Source organism: Enterococcus sp. 125944, from assembly GCF_051909435.1.
In the GTDB taxonomy this organism is placed as follows: Bacteria; Bacillota; Bacilli; order Lactobacillales; family Enterococcaceae; genus Enterococcus_D; species Enterococcus_D gallinarum.
Genome location: NZ_JBQASY010000015.1, coordinates 51,674 through 66,275 on the forward strand (window position 1 = coordinate 51,674; position 14,602 = coordinate 66,275).

At 40.4% G+C, this 14,602-nt stretch carries 13 protein-coding genes and 2 riboswitches; all 13 genes read right to left on the minus strand.

Annotated elements, in window-relative coordinates; genetic code table 11:
* Window positions 1-5: 5 nt before the first annotated feature.
* Window positions 6-1,430, minus strand: coding sequence for an ethanolamine ammonia-lyase reactivating factor EutA (eutA, locus tag ACTFWY_RS12745; RefSeq protein ID WP_439927030.1), 1,425 nt, complete (start codon window positions 1,428-1,430; stop codon window positions 6-8).
* Window positions 1,431-1,515: 85 nt separating this feature from the next.
* Window positions 1,516-2,949: a sensor histidine kinase gene (locus ACTFWY_RS12750; protein WP_041119374.1), complete on the minus strand. Its 1,434-nt coding sequence runs from the start codon at window positions 2,947-2,949 to the stop codon at window positions 1,516-1,518.
* Complete coding sequence (locus tag ACTFWY_RS12755) at window positions 2,950-3,522, minus strand: ANTAR domain-containing response regulator (protein WP_439927027.1); 573 nt, start codon at window positions 3,520-3,522, stop codon at window positions 2,950-2,952.
* A 27-nt stretch (window positions 3,523-3,549) separates the two neighbouring features.
* On the minus strand, window positions 3,550-3,897 hold the full coding sequence (gene eutS / locus ACTFWY_RS12760; protein ID WP_002345864.1) for an ethanolamine utilization microcompartment protein EutS: 348 nt from the start codon (window positions 3,895-3,897) through the stop codon (window positions 3,550-3,552).
* Between the two features lie 159 nt (window positions 3,898-4,056).
* Entirely contained in the window at window positions 4,057-5,187 is a 1,131-nt protein-coding gene (locus ACTFWY_RS12765) for a 1-propanol dehydrogenase PduQ (RefSeq protein WP_002345865.1), read from the minus strand.
* Window positions 5,188-5,482: 295 nt separating this feature from the next.
* Window positions 5,483-5,632: riboswitch (adenosylcobalamin (AdoCbl) riboswitch) on the minus strand.
* 44 nt (window positions 5,633-5,676) lie between these two features.
* Entirely contained in the window at window positions 5,677-6,258 is a 582-nt protein-coding gene (locus ACTFWY_RS12770; protein ID WP_041119595.1) for a cob(I)yrinic acid a,c-diamide adenosyltransferase, read from the minus strand.
* Window positions 6,258-6,698 carry a EutP/PduV family microcompartment system protein gene (locus ACTFWY_RS12775; protein WP_041119378.1) on the minus strand — a complete coding sequence of 147 codons (441 nt, stop codon included), beginning with the start codon at window positions 6,696-6,698 and terminating at the stop codon, window positions 6,258-6,260. The genes ACTFWY_RS12770 and ACTFWY_RS12775 overlap by 1 nt, the downstream gene beginning before the upstream one ends.
* A 130-nt stretch (window positions 6,699-6,828) precedes the next feature.
* The gene (locus ACTFWY_RS12780; RefSeq protein ID WP_041119380.1) at window positions 6,829-7,596 is read right to left on the minus strand and encodes an ABC transporter ATP-binding protein; all 768 of its coding nucleotides are present in this window, start codon (window positions 7,594-7,596) and stop codon (window positions 6,829-6,831) included.
* Complete coding sequence (locus ACTFWY_RS12785; protein ID WP_002345869.1) at window positions 7,593-8,600, minus strand: FecCD family ABC transporter permease; 1,008 nt, start codon at window positions 8,598-8,600, stop codon at window positions 7,593-7,595. Before ACTFWY_RS12785 ends, ACTFWY_RS12780 begins: the two co-directional genes overlap by 4 nt.
* The gene (locus ACTFWY_RS12790) at window positions 8,593-9,552 is read right to left on the minus strand and encodes an ABC transporter substrate-binding protein (RefSeq protein WP_002345870.1); all 960 of its coding nucleotides are present in this window, start codon (window positions 9,550-9,552) and stop codon (window positions 8,593-8,595) included. The genes ACTFWY_RS12785 and ACTFWY_RS12790 overlap by 8 nt, the downstream gene beginning before the upstream one ends.
* Window positions 9,553-9,771: 219 nt before the next feature.
* Window positions 9,772-9,937: riboswitch (cobalamin riboswitch) on the minus strand.
* A 238-nt stretch (window positions 9,938-10,175) separates the two neighbouring features.
* Window positions 10,176-11,033, minus strand: a complete 858-nt coding sequence (locus ACTFWY_RS12795) for a class C sortase (protein WP_113850063.1) — start codon at window positions 11,031-11,033, stop codon at window positions 10,176-10,178.
* Window positions 11,034-11,309: 276 nt separating this feature from the next.
* Window positions 11,310-13,187 (minus strand): SpaH/EbpB family LPXTG-anchored major pilin, encoded by a 1,878-nt coding sequence (locus ACTFWY_RS12800; RefSeq protein ID WP_439927013.1) that lies wholly within the window; start codon window positions 13,185-13,187, stop codon window positions 11,310-11,312.
* Window positions 13,184-14,599, minus strand: a complete 1,416-nt coding sequence (locus ACTFWY_RS12805) for a SpaH/EbpB family LPXTG-anchored major pilin (RefSeq protein ID WP_081131271.1) — start codon at window positions 14,597-14,599, stop codon at window positions 13,184-13,186. Before ACTFWY_RS12805 ends, ACTFWY_RS12800 begins: the two co-directional genes overlap by 4 nt.
* Window positions 14,600-14,602 lie beyond the last annotated feature (3 nt).

Here is a 14,602-nt window from a genome sequence, read left to right on the forward strand (position 1 = left end):
CCTTTTTAATTAAATACTAATGTCTTAACAATCACAGGCAGGACTGCACCTTCTGCAACTGGTAGGCCGATATCCGCATAGTCGCCATTTTCCACCTTGACAGAATCGATACAGATGAAAGGATATTCTGGAGGTAAATTGGCACTTAGCGCATGGCCCAAAGCTTTAGCCATATCTTCGTCCACCATAACAATGATAGGAATGGCTTCTTTCACTAGACTGTCCAAACCTGCCACGATTCCTTTTCCATATCGCTGAATGTCGTCAAAAGTCGGATTTTTATCCCCTCTGATGGCCAAAGCCACTTGGGGTGTCCCTTCTGTTGTATGCCAATTGAGCTTTTCTCGAATCCGCTCACTCAATTCGGAAGCCGCCAATTCTTCATCTTCTTTGGCTAATTTCAAAATGGGGATATTTTTTATAGGTAAAATCTGTTCGCGATAAGCAATCGTACTGCCACTGATTTCAGCCGTATGGGAGCCTGCGCCAACCACAGTTGCACGAATCGTTTCATTGCTTTGAAGCACTTCTTTTTCCGAAAAAATCAGCGACTGGCGGAGATATTTTCCTAATAGCAAGCCGATGTCCCCGAATTTGAATGGCTCCTTTTCTTCGGCAACAAAGCAGTCCGCCACCCCACCGGAAAATGTGACAAGCGGGATTTCTTCATTCCTTTTGAGGGGATGGTTGGTCACTAATAAATCAAAGAAAGGACTTTTTTCTCCTAAACCCACACTGTTTTCCAAGACATGAACAAGTTCTAAAAGAATCGGCTTGAGAGTTGCTTCCGTCACCTGATCCCCAATGGTAAGAGAAAGCTCTTTTTTTCTAATTATTTCTTGGATTTTTGGTGCGAGATAAGTGACTCGCTGCTGTTTATCGACTTTGATCAACCGACCACCAATATCAAAGCAAGCCGTGTCTATGACCTCGCCATCTTTAAAAACAGCTAAATTGGTCGTTCCACCACCGATATCCAAATTAACGACTGGTTTTCGTTTGCTCTCCGAAAACGTTTGGGCTCCTGCTCCTTTTCCAGCAATAATGCTTTCTAGGTCTGGGCCTGCCGTTGCGACGACAAAATCCCCAGCATACCCGCTTAATGCGTCTAAAACTTTATTCGCATTGGCCTTTCTGGCTGTTTCACCGGTGATGATGACGGCACCCATCTGGATATCTTGCTTTTTAATCCCAGCTTTACGATACTGTTCCGCGACAAAATCATTGATCGGTTCTGCATCAATCTCTGTCTGATTCAATAAAGGTGTAAAGATGATATCACTCCGATAAATGACTTTTTTATTGGAGATGGAGATTCGGGGAACTGTAAAAGCCGAAGCAAAGTTTTCAACCGTCAATTCCGACAATACGAGTTGCGTTGTGGATGTCCCTAAATCGATCCCAACCGTCAAGAGTGTCTCCTTAGACATGTTTTCCCTCCTTCTGCATACAAAAAAGCGCCTAAAGAATTCGTAGAAAATTTCTTTCTACTTTTCTTTAAGCGCCTTTGCTTAATCACTGAACAACATCACTGGTGTTCTGTTCGAAATAAAAACAGGTTTTGGTCCCCTGATCATTTGATTCTATCATAATTTTTCCCTTTAGTTTGTCCTTAACATAGCTTTTTACAATCATTAAGCCCAAACTATTCTCATTCTTTTGATGAACATCATAGCCTTTACCGTTATCCATCACTGTGATAGTAATCATTTTGTTATCTAATGTTCCAATCACTTTCACAACGCCGCTAGCTGGTGAATCAAACGCATGATCGAAAATATTTTGCAGCAGTTCGTTGACGATCAAAGAGATCGTCACCATTTGCTCACTGGAAACCATAATTGCTGGATCCACATCCATGGTCATTTCTAACGATTGTGCCCCTTGAAAAAGATGCCGAAAATTATACATCACTGCTTCCAATGTTTGCCGTAATGCCACGTCGTCCTTGACCTGTTTGGACAGCAATTCATGGGTGGCCGCAATGGCCATGATTCGGTTCACACTTTCATGAAGGACCTTTTTTGCTTCTAAGCTCTGTGTTCTTCGTTCTTGAATACGCAATAAAGAGACAACAGACTGCAAATTATTTTTGACACGATGATGAATTTCACGAATCGCAACTGATTTGGAAATGATTTCGGCTTCTTTTTCTTTGAATTCCGTGTTATCTTGAATGATCATCACTAATTGCGCTTCGGATTCCAGCCAAACTTTGCGGATTTTAAAATAATAATTCAAGTAAGTTGTGTTGCTTTCAATTGGTTGATTGCTGACTTTATACCTCATTTGGTAAAGAACATACTCAAATGTCGTGTAGTCAATGGACAAATTATCATAGCTCATACCAATAATATTATCGCGATAGCCCAATTTTCGATACAATTCCTGTGCATTATTATTGGTAATCAATAGATGCCCCGCTGCATCAAAAATCAAAACAGCTTCAGCTAATTGATCAATAAACAACGCATCTACTTGACTCGTTGATTTCGCCACTTTAGCTAATTGGCAATGATTCAGCTCTTCCTTATGCAGATCTGCTTGAATCTCTCCATCTGCTGCCATCTCAACAATAATGACACCAATTGTTCGATGCTCATTTCGAATCGGATAAATATTTTGCTTGATCAACCGATTTTCTTGCGTCACAGCTAGCAGGCCGATACTGTTCAAGCTTGTTTGCATGGTTCGCAACACACCTGGTTCATTTTCTAACAATGCTTCCATACCAACAACATCACCACTGTATAAAGAGTCTGCTTTTGTAGGTGGTTTGTGATAAACGACTAATGCTTGTTGCGACATTTCTTTATACACATCAATGAATACATCCGCACTTTGGTAGAGTGTTGTTGAAGAAAGATAGTTTGCTGTTCGTTGTAACTCTTTGATATCTGACTCAGATAGATTGGTATATTGTCTACATAATTGCGCTAATCGTTTCATCTACTCATCATCCATTACAATTAGTTCAGCAATTTCACCCATCCGCGCTCGTTTATTCATACTTAATGTCCTTAACATTTGATAGGCTTCCTCTTCAGTAATATGATTCTCCTTAACAAGGATCCCCTTGGCTTTTTCGATAATTTTTCGTTCTTCCAACTTCAAACTTAATTTATCGATTTGACTTAGTAAAGATTGCGTCTGTTTTCCTCGTTCAATGCTCATTTCAATTGTAGGTATCAACGACTTTTCATCTAATGGCTTGACTAAATAACCTAGTGCACCGAGTTTCTTTGCCTTTTCCGTATTCTGGACATCACTATAGGCGGACAAAAAGACAATACTACTGGCTAGCTGGTCTTGAACGATCTTCTTACCAGCTTTTAAACCATCTAAAATTGGCATTTGGATGTCCATAATCACTAAATCAGGACGTGTCTTTTTACAAACTTCAATCGCTTCAAATCCATCTGCCGCTTCACCGACCACTTCATATCCTGCCTCTGCCACAATATTACGAATATCCAATCTCGTAATAGGTTCATCATCGACTATTACAATTCGTCCATCCATTCTCTTCACGCCCTTGTCCGTTCGAGACTATGTTCTAGTGATTTTACAAGTTACGGAGAAATTTAAAATCTGTTGCAATCCTTCGATTACTGCTTGTAAAGCCGCCTCAACCGAACTAACATCTCCTGAAATAACGACCGAACCAGAAAACCGATCGATGAAACCGATTTGGATATCCCCGCTTTTCGTTGCAATATCCACTGCGATGATTGCTGCTTCACTCGGGGTGATCGTTAAAATTCCTAGCGCATTGCTTGTTCCTTCAGGTAACCCCAACTTTGTATAAATCTCTTTATTGGGACTTGCAATGATATGCGCCAATGTGACTTGTTTCCCAGGAACATATTCTTGAATCATTCGTTGTTTTTCTTCCAACAAGACTCGCTCCCTTAATTTAGCAAATAAAAAATCCTCAATAAAAAACGTAAAGATTCCACTTTCGCTTTCTACTAAGGAGCTTCTTTGCTCTTAAATTTTGAAGCACGCCGTTGTGCTACCCACATTATATTTTATTGGCTACATCCTGTCAATCGCTTATAAGACAGAGTTCAAAATTTCTATGACTTCTTCTTTTGTTGGCTGAATGGGATTCGTTCTCGTGCAGCCATCTATCAGAGCAGCACTCGCGATTTTCTCACTATTCTCACGTACTTCCGCTTTTGTTAACCCATATTCAGTAAAAGAAGCTGGCATTTGTAGTTTTCTCCGCAATTGCTTGATTTGTCGAATGAGTTGCTGAACGCCTATTCGAGCATTCGTTGTTTTCGTAGAGTAGATACAATCAACTAGCTGTGCGTAACGTTTTGCTGTTGCTTCATTTGTTACTTTTCCACTTGCCAAACCACTATTGAATGCAATCACATCAGGTAGCAAAATCGCATTCATACGCCCATGGGGTACATGCAATCGTGCTCCTGCCGCATGGGCGATCCCATGGTTGAGCCCTAATGAGGTTACATTGAAGGCCATGCCGGCCATACAAGAAGCTAGGTGCATATTTTCTCGAGCTTGTTTATTGTTGCCATCATGATAGGCTATTTCTAAGTTTTCAAAAACCAATCGAACCACTTTTTCACATAGAGCATCTGCAATCGGATTTGCTTCTGTCGACACGTATGCTTCTATGACGTGAGTCAACACGTCCATTCCAGTATCAGCGGTAATCTTCGGGGGAACACTCATGACTAAAGCTGTATCTAAAATGGCCACATCCGGTTGGATTTCATCCGTAACCAAAGGTATTTTTGTTCCAGTTTCAGCAATTGTGATCACAGAAAAATTGGTGACTTCTGAACCGGTCCCACTCGTTGTTGGTACAGCAATGAATTGATCCACTTTGATGTTCATCGTCTGTTCTCCAAAAAACTTCATTGCTTTTGCTGCATCAATCGCCGAACCTCCGCCTAAAGCGACAATCGTATCTCCTTTAAAATCAACCAATTGCTTGATACCTGAAACAATCTTGTCAATCGGCGGATCTGGTACGATGTCACTAAAAATAAGGTATTTGTTGTGTGACAAATGCTTCGTTAAATGATCCACAAAACCTGATTCAACCATGAATGGATCGGTAACCACAAAAACTCTTTTTTCTCGAAGCTTTTCAAGATTGGTTAATGCCCCTTCCCCTGCCCATATTTGGGTAGGAAAATGAATAGTTTCCATATGGATTCCTCCTAATCAAAAAATAGCAAAAAAACGCCTCAAACAAACGAAAAACGTCTGTTTGAAGCGTCTTTGCTTCATTATGTATACGCCATTGTACACCAAACCTTACAAATAGAGTACAACGTCATTAAATGATTGTCAATAAGAAAAGGGAATCTAGCAGTACACCGTTGTACCTGAAATCTCCTTCATCGTTGAAAGACCAGCCCAAAATTCCCTAGACGCACGCCTTCGTGCGAACATATGGATTAACACAAATATCTTGGGCTGGATTTTCAACACAAGCGTTGGAAAGAAACATCCTGTTTTGCCTCGAAACAGTATGCCCAATAATGAAAAATTGAAAAGACCTGACTTAAAAGCAACCCTGCTTTATCACAGTGGCGGGACCGTGCCAGATTTTCACTGACTTCCATTCATATTCTTCATAAAATATTCGTTTAATCTACTTGGAATTTACCACATCTTACTTAGAAAAGCAACTGTCTACAATCCCTCCTCTTTTATTTTATGGAAAACCTTTTCTCCTCTTTCATAAAAAATATCCGGTTCATTGGCTTGAACATTGAGATAGCGTGCCAATGCATAAAAGTAATCTGACAATCGATTCGTAAAAATCAGCACTTGCTCATTGATCTTGGCTGTCCAGTTTAGACGAACAATCGCGCGTTCCCCACGACGAGCGATCGTTCGCGCCACATGGACCATACTAGCTTCTGGTGTGCCACCGGGTAAAATAAACCGATCTATATCCGGAGATTCGGCAGTAAAATAGTCGATTCTTTCTTCTAACCAAGTGACACTTTCTGGTTGTAGTTTAAACGGACGCTTGGCTTCTATTGGTGTTGATAAATCCGTTCCTACATCAAAAAGAAAATTTTGCAAAAGTTTCAATTCATTTTTGACGGCTTGATTTTCTGAAGGTAGTTGACTGATGATATACCCTACCCACGAATTCAATTCATCGATCGTCCCATAACTTTCTACCCGATCGGAATCTTTAGCGACCGTGGTACTGCCCACGAGTTTGGTCATACCTTTGTCCCCTGTTTTTGTATAAATTTTCATCATACCTCATCCTCTTCTAAATAATTGATCAATTCTTGTAAACCCGTTTTTTCTACAGAAGATACTTCAAAAATCTCCTTTGCCCCCGCATTTTTCAGTTGCTGATGAATATGTGCTAATTGATCGGGGTCATTCACTAAATCCACTTTCGTTAAAATGCCAATCACTTTTTTAGGGAATATGCTACCAAATCCTGGGGAAAAAATCTGTTCTGTCTCGAGAGCACTCTGTACTAAGCCAATGACATCAGCTTCAGCTGCTGTGACGTTTAAGGCATTGTAGTACTGACGATGCAATATAAACTCTCCTGGTGTATCAATCATCGTTGTATGGAATTCGACTGCTTGTGTCTTGGCATAACGCAATTCTTTCCCTTGCAGCGCTTGGCATAAAGTTGTTTTTCCGCAACCTATCGCTCCCATAAGAATCATTCGTTTCATACTTTCCTCCATAAAAAAAGCCTAAAGCACGTGTTGTCATACACGAAAACTTTAGGCTCCGTTGCCATTTATTGAAACACGTCATTGTGTTTTCTTTTATATTACCTGTTAAAAAAATACTTGTCAAAAGTTACTGGATATTTTTCCAAGCTTCATGTTGGTGTTGAAAATAAGAGACGATATCTACATCAAAAATATGCTCAAGAAACGCTTTCGAAGCGATGTCTTGAAAATCTCCCTTCGCAGCAATAGTCCCCTCTTTCATAAAAACGATTTCTTCACTTAATGTCAGTGCTAAACGAATGTCATGAAACACACCAATAATGGTTTTTTTAGAGTGAGTGCCCCATTCATTCAACTGATGAATCAATTCTTGCTGATAGCGAATATCCAGATGATTATTAGGCTCATCTAATAAAATGATCTCGGGATCCTGCAGGAATAGTTTGGCTAAAAAAACACGTTGTTGCTGTCCTCCAGAGAGTTGATTGACAACTTTATCTTTGATATCGATCAGATGAGCAGTCTCTAGGTAATGAAGAACCCGTTCTTTTTCTTGTTTAGAGACGATAGGCAAAAAACGATGTGACTGTTGGCGATAAGCCCCCATCAAGACGGTTTCATAGACCGTGTAATCGAAGGCCACCGTTGTAAACTGACTCATCATAGCAACTTTATCAGCTAAGAATTTTCTTTTTAATCCGCCTACTTCTTGTCCATCAATCATGACAGACCCTTTATAAGGAATCAAGCCAGCAATCGTTTTTAGCAAGGTCGTTTTCCCACAGCCATTAGGTCCCAAGATACAGGTCTTGCTTCCTTGCTGAAAGGTTAAAGAAATGTCTGTTAAGATACGAGATTGCTGCAGAGTCACTGCCGCTTTTTCTAATTGAATCATGCTACAGCTCCCCTTTTTTGGAAATAAATATACAAAAAGAATGGGGCGCCAATAAGCGCCGTCACCGCACCAATTGGTATTTCTCTTGGCGATAAGATCGTCCGTGCTATCGTATCTCCTAGCACCATCAATGTCCCTCCTAATAGAGCCGATCCGGGGATTAGCCACCGGTGGGTAGCACCTAAATAACGGCGAACAATATGCGGTGCGATCAAGTCTACAAAACCAATCACACCAACAAACGACACGGCACTTCCTGCCAGTAAACTTGCAAAAAGTATGATTCTTAACTTCACAGTTTTCACTTCAACTCCTGAAAGCATGGCTTGCTCCTCACCTAAACCCAGAACATCCAAATTATTTGCGTCACCCCATAAAAATAATGTACTTAGGATAGCGATAGGGCAATAAATGACGATTTTTGTCCAATTACTACCGGAAAAGCTCCCCATTTGCCAAAAGACGAGTTCTTTTAAATAATCTTGAAAGAGCGCCGTAATCAACGTTAAAATTGCACCAACAAATAAAGTCATGACCATTCCCACTAAAACGACTGTTTGATTGGACATCTGGCGATCCATCGTACGAGTAAATAGTAAAACAAGAAAAACAGTCGTTAACCCGAAGAGAAAGCCCGTAAAAGGTAATAATAGACTGCCAATGATCGTGGCTGATATACCTGCGACCATGATCAATGCTGCTCCGAGGGAAGCCCCCGCTGAAACGCCTAATGTATAGGAAGAAGCCAATGGGTTTCCCAAAAGAGATTGCATCACTGTTCCACTAACAGCCAACCCAGCACCTACTAAGTATGCCAGCACGACTCGCGGTAAACGAACATTCCAAATAATCCCTTCCAAAATACCATCTTCAGAAATCTTCTTTCCTGCTAGAATGTTGAACAGATCACTGCTGGAGATCGGCACACTGCCAATCTTGATGCCAAGTAAGAGCATTCCCAAACTAATGACGATCAATAGTAAGAGAAAACGCTTTTTATTCATCTTTCAAATCCTTGTACGCTTCTGGATAAATGGCTTTTGCCATTTGCTTTAAAGCTTTTGTCATGTGGTGATTTGGCAAAGAGCTCGATCGATTATCAATGGCAAATACTTCTTTGTTTTGAACCGCAGGTACTTTTTCCCAATTTTTCCGTTCCAAGATTTCTTTTGCCGGATCGTCAATATAGTCAACATTCGTTAGGATAACATCGGGTTTTGCAGCAATTGCTGCTTCTTCTCCGACAGGAAGCCAGCCTTTCTCGTTTGCTAGAACATTTTTGGCACCAATCGTTTCGATCATTTCATTTAAAAATGTCCCACTTCCAAAACTATAAATATCTGGTAATGCAGCTACTTCAAATAAAACACTCTTTTGATTCTTGATAGTTTTGCCGATTTTTGCAACATCATCAATTTCTTGAGTCATCTTATCGACTAGTTTTTGTCCTTTCTCATGCTCTGACAAACTATCAGCAATGAATTGGACGTCTTCTTTAATGGCTTGAATACTGGTACTTGTCGGTATATTGACAATCGTGATCCCGGCATCTTCTACTTGCTGCCAGACACTTTCAGAACTTGCTAAATTAATGTCATTCACATAGACGATTTGCGGTTTCAATGCAATCAATTTTTCTGCATCAATCGCCATCATATCCATTTGAGGTAATGCCTGAAGCGCTTCATTCAGTGACCCGCTTTGCATGTCAACAGCAACCAATTCATTCGTTTTTCCTATATCATCAATAACTTCTGTTACTGATGGAACCAGTGAAACGATTTTAGTTGCCTCTTTAGGCAATGAGATCTCTTTCCCACTACGGTCTTTCGTCGGCAAATTTTGTTCTGTTTTCTCAGTTGAAGCCGTAGCTTCGTTTTCTTGTTTGCCGCAACCCGCTAATCCAATCCCAGCAACTAGTCCGATGGTCATGATCGTCATTAGAATTTTTTTCATCTTTTTTTCCTCGCATTCAACTTTTTTTGAATTTTTTCTTCCAACCCTTACGGATAAATCGATTATTCTTCTTTCCTACGGTTTGTCTATCCCTCCTTTTACTTTGTATCAAAAAACAAAAAAAACCACTTTTCCTTTAATAGAAAAAGTGGTTCATTAACAGTACTAACAGTAGATCAAGCCAGTTATCGTCGAAGCCCCTTCTTTTTCCTACAAAAGAATGAATAGACTTATCAAGCCGGTATCCTGACTTAGCTTCTTCTTACTCCCAATCCTTCCAGAATAGAATCATTCTGTGGTTCTATTGGTTTCATCCACCATACAGTAGGTAGGTCTGTAGAGGATTCACACCTCTTTCCCTGACACTTCATAAGTATACGTTTATTGTATCTTCTTTGATAGCTAGTTTTCAAAAGGATCAGCAGACGTCCTTGTCAACTAATACACCCTCATTATAGCGTTTACGAATATTTTGTCAATCCTCTTAACGTCTTACGGCAGGTTCGATAGCATAAGAGATACAAAGGTTGTGCTGGCTAGCAAATAAATCAGCTTTCTTTATGCCCTGTAAATCAAAAAAATTTTTTATTAAAAACAGGGTTTCTTTGATCAGCCAACTCATTTTATCTGCTAGATACTGGAGGGTTCCCAGTTTTTTTCTTTCGCCGCTTATACCACCAAATACAAAAAACGAGGAAGCCGCAGGCAGTAAAAATGAGGATCCACAGAAACTGCTGTTGTTGCTGTTTGACTTTCTTTATGTCATCAGTGACTTTCGGATGATAAGGAATCCGGTGTCCTCTTACCAATAATCGATGACTATTGATCATGTAGGGAGTGCAGGTCAACAATGTGACAAGATCTTTACCAGATTCAATCTGAAGGTCTTGTGTATCGGTGGGGACAACAGTTTTGATTTGATCGACTTGATAAACGAGTGTTTCGCCGTAGACTTCTAAATAAAACTCATCGCCTTCCTGCAATTCTGGCAAATCAGTAAATAGTTTTGCTTGCGGCAATCCACGATGACCCGAAATGACGGCGTGGGTATTTTTGCCTCCTGTAGGAAAAGAAGTCCCTTCCAGTAATGAGCTGCCTTTTTCCAACAATGCTGAATTGGTCTTGTCAAAAATAGGGACTCGTACATTGATTTTGGGGATCGTTAACACACCGATCGTATGGCTTTCAAAATACGATTTATCTGGTTTTTTACTGATTTTCTCTGCTTCAGAGAATGGATCCAGTCCGGGGGAGCCGCCTTCTTTGGCTAACTGTTGATTTTTGTCGATCTGCGCTTGCAACTTCGCCATTGCGGCGGCATTTTCTTGATTTGCTTCTGCTTGGTAATGCGCAATGATCTGTTGGTCCAAATAATTATTCAGTGCATCGCTAATGAATGGATAGGAAAAAATCCCTACACCAATCAACAACAAAAGGATCATCAATCGATCGACTATCTGGTGTCCTCTTTTTTGTTTCATCGTTTCCTCCTCAAAAAAATTAAAGGAGCTGTGACAAAAGACTTGTCACAGCTCCGTTTTCCGAACAAGTGGTTCAACAAGCGGTTAGAATCAGCTTCTTCAAAAATAGCTTTTCAAAAAAATGGGAAAAGCTATTTTAGAAAATCCTTTCTTATTTCTTGAAGCGGACCACGTCTGTTGCAACCTCCCGTTTTTATCTGACTAGGTCGAAATAGCTGAGATCTGCTTTTGAGGCTGCCAATTTTTCTAGAAGTGAAAATCTAGCAAAACAGAAACTCAACGAGTTTCTTTTCGTTTCATGAAATACAAACCCACAATGATCAAGATCAGCGTACCGCTGCCTAAATAAAGATAGATGCCTTTTCCGCCTGTAGAAGGCAATGTTCCTTTGTGTTTGTTAGGCACTTTTTCAGGAGCAACTAATTCTTCTGTGGTTCCGTAAGAATGCTCATCCACTGTAAATTGGATTCGATTTGTTAGTAATACATAATTTTCTGGCGCTGCAGTTTCTTCCAAATAATAGGAACCATATTTTAGTCCAGTAATGACGACTAGACCATCAGCTTGCGTCGTGAATGTTGTTGCATCTGCTTTGTTTGCCACCCAAGTCACTGTTTTCGCTGCTTCATCGACCTTCAAATAGTTTGCACCCTCACTATTTTGATCACGTACAACGAAAGAGGCACCTGCTAGAGCTTGCGTGGATGAAACATCCCCATCGACTTTGATAAATCGTTTCCCACCGGTGACGACTTCTACTGTTGGTGGCGTTTGGTCATTGGTATGATCATTATCAACATTGGCTTCGTTTTTAAAGCCTTTCGTTGGATCTGCTTTTTCATTTAGATGCATGAAGTAAACAAATTTTAATGTACCTCCTGGTGTTAAAGAAGGGATGAACGCTGGATCGACAGCGACGGTGAAGCCGTTTGTCTGTTCAGTTACTTGATAGTTTTCAGATGCGATCAGTGTATCACCATCATAAAGAGCATAGGCTGTATCTCCTGAAGGTGTATTGTCAAAGGTCAATGCATCATCATGGGTATCTACTAAGTTAAATTTGTTGTATTTATTGGCATTTCCTTCTTTATCAGCAATACCTAATGGAATATTGACCGCAATCTCGTACTTGATCTTTTCACCAATCGCTACATCTTTGCCGTTTAAATTAGGCGTTGTTTTTTCAACGTTTGATGTATCATTTTTAACGGTTTTTTCTACTGGGGTTTGATTATCCGCTTCAATAGTGAAGGGTGTCTTTGTTTGATCATCAATCAATTCAGCATTGTTCGGTGCTTTGACCTCTTCAAGCGTATAGGAACCCACTTCGAGATTCTTCACCGTTAGTTCACCAGTTTTCTCTTCAGATTCTGTAAAATCATCTTCGCCGATTCCATAGCTTTTACCAGTAATAAAATGCTTTGCTTGTCCTTTGTCGGTTGTCCAAGTGTGGAGACCATCTTTTACCCCTTGAATATACTTGGTCGTACTTGGGGAACCTTCATTTTTTGAGAGTACGAATTCTGCACCATTCAACGATTCATTTTCAGCAGTACCTCTTTTTTTCACATGTAATGCCCCATCATTTGAAACGATATTTTTGGGGTAAACATGAACCGTAGATAATTCTTCTGTCCCATAGTTATACGAGCCGTCTGATTGCTTGATCATCTCATAAACCGGGAAGGCAATGACCATATTGGCAGCAGCCGCTACCCCAGATTTTGGTTCTTCTTTGATGACGTAGACAGCATCTTTGTCGTTTTGTTTTTTCGGTACATTTAGGGTAATATTGCCATCTGCATCTGTTATACCTTCAGCTATTGGCGAACCTGGGGTTAGACCTTGAACTGCTTGTTTTGCAGCTTCGACAGTTGCCCCGGCTGCTCGTTGCGCATAAAATTCTGACGTCACATTATAAATGCGGAAAGTGACATCTGCAAGACCTTGATATTGATCAAAATCACTCATCTCTTTCCCACTATTTTGAATGAGCGGATCCGGAAGATCGGTCATTTTCTTTTTATGAATGACGATTTGGGCATTGCTTGCATTTTCCTCAGCATAAGCTGCTGTACCCAACCCATTGATAAAAACAGGTAATGTTAGTAATAGCGTACTTAGTAAGTACCATACTTTTTTTGCTTGTTTCATTTTCTTTCTCCTCGTTTTTGTTTTTGGTCAATCAGCCCAGCAATGACAAAACCTATCAATGCTACACCGGCTAAGATCAATCCTGTTGCTTGTTGCTCATTAGTCTTTGGTAAAAAACCAGTATGTTTCTTGTTGATGATTGCCAGTGGGGTAGCTGCTTTTCCATTTGTTGTATAGGAATTTTTTTCAACCACAAACGGAATGGCTTTTTGATTAAGCAAGTAATTTTTTGGGGCTTGGATTTCTTCCAAGAAATAGTGGCCATCTTTTAACCCTTTGACGGAAAATTCTCCGGCTTGATCAGAAGTGAATCGTTTAGCTCCCGCTTTTTCTCTTTGCCATTGATAACCATGGGCTGATTCATGCAAATAGGCTCCCGTTTGATTTTTTACGACGAATACGGCATTTGCCAATGTTCGCTGCGGATCTTGACTATCTCTTTTGACGAACCGTTTCCCACCAGTCCGTATGTCAACTTTTTTGTTGATGGTATGTTTATCTGTCAGCAATTGCCCTTCATTTACGATCTCTGTGTCAGGCTCTGCATTCATTACTTTCATTTGGTAAGAGACTTGCAATTTTTGATTGGCAAATTTTTCTAGCTGCTGAATAGAGAAATCCAGGACAAAGCCATGATCCGTTGTTTGAAGTGTATATCCTGTCATAACGGATGTTCCTACTTTTACTGTGATCGTTTCTGGTAAGAGAAATAAGGTAGAATCTGCTGTATCCGATAGTTGGAATTGTTGGTAATCCAAGATATTTTCTGGGATATGTGTTGACAGCTGATAACCCACTCTCTCGCCATAGGTAAAATCAGAGGTTTTGGACTGCACTTCTTTTTCAAGAGGCGGCAAATCGTATGCCTTCTCTTCATTTTTTGGGTACAAATGAATCGTGGTCATTTGATTCCCTTTCTGATCAAGAACTGGCAAAACAACGACCAAGTTTCCGGCTTTCTCTTTCACGACATTAGGAGCCTCTGCTTCCACGAATAAATAGACCTTATCCCGCTGCTGGCTGTCCTTGGCTGCTAATGTGAAGCTAAGTAAACCATCTTCTCCTTGGATCTTCTCGGTCTTTCCTTCGGCAATCAGGGATCCGGCTGCAGGACCTTGCTCAGCCAACTTTCTTTGCGCAGCTTCCACCGATTCACCATCTTCCCGTAATTGATAGAAAGAATCGGTGACATCGTATACGTGATAGGTGACATCATTTAAACCGCGGTAAGCTTGAAGCAATGTACCTTCTCCGGAATTGATTTGTTCCTGGGGTAACTGCCCTTCAGGAAATAGTAACTTGTGTAACGTGATGCGAACATTCGCTTGCATTTCTCCTGCTGAAACTTGTTGGGAGAAACCTAGTAACACAACTAGAAAAATGCATACACTAAACCAACGCATGCTTTTCATCCG

Bases quoted from the DNA above. Each gene is read 5' to 3' on its own strand.
- ACTFWY_RS12790 (WP_002345870.1), bottom strand. From the start codon at position 9,552: ATGAAAAAAATTCTAATGACGATCATGACCATCGGACTAGTTGCTGGG.
- ACTFWY_RS12770 (WP_041119595.1), bottom strand. From the start codon at position 6,258: ATGAAAATTTATACAAAAACAGGGGACAAAGGTATGACCAAACTCGTG.
- ACTFWY_RS12775 (WP_041119378.1), bottom strand. From the start codon at position 6,698: ATGAAACGAATGATTCTTATGGGAGCGATAGGTTGCGGAAAAACAACT.
- ACTFWY_RS12800 (WP_439927013.1), bottom strand. From the start codon at position 13,187: ATGAAACAAGCAAAAAAAGTATGGTACTTACTAAGTACGCTATTACTA.
- ACTFWY_RS12785 (WP_002345869.1), bottom strand. From the start codon at position 8,600: ATGAATAAAAAGCGTTTTCTCTTACTATTGATCGTCATTAGTTTGGGA.
- ACTFWY_RS12755 (WP_439927027.1), bottom strand. From the start codon at position 3,522: ATGGATGGACGAATTGTAATAGTCGATGATGAACCTATTACGAGATTG.
- ACTFWY_RS12750 (WP_041119374.1), bottom strand. From the start codon at position 2,949: ATGAAACGATTAGCGCAATTATGTAGACAATATACCAATCTATCTGAG.
- ACTFWY_RS12805 (WP_081131271.1), bottom strand. From the start codon at position 14,599: ATGAAAAGCATGCGTTGGTTTAGTGTATGCATTTTTCTAGTTGTGTTA.
- eutA (WP_439927030.1), bottom strand. From the start codon at position 1,430: ATGTCTAAGGAGACACTCTTGACGGTTGGGATCGATTTAGGGACATCC.
- ACTFWY_RS12780 (WP_041119380.1), bottom strand. From the start codon at position 7,596: ATGATTCAATTAGAAAAAGCGGCAGTGACTCTGCAGCAATCTCGTATC.
- ACTFWY_RS12795 (WP_113850063.1), bottom strand. From the start codon at position 11,033: ATGAAACAAAAAAGAGGACACCAGATAGTCGATCGATTGATGATCCTT.
- ACTFWY_RS12765 (WP_002345865.1), bottom strand. From the start codon at position 5,187: ATGGAAACTATTCATTTTCCTACCCAAATATGGGCAGGGGAAGGGGCA.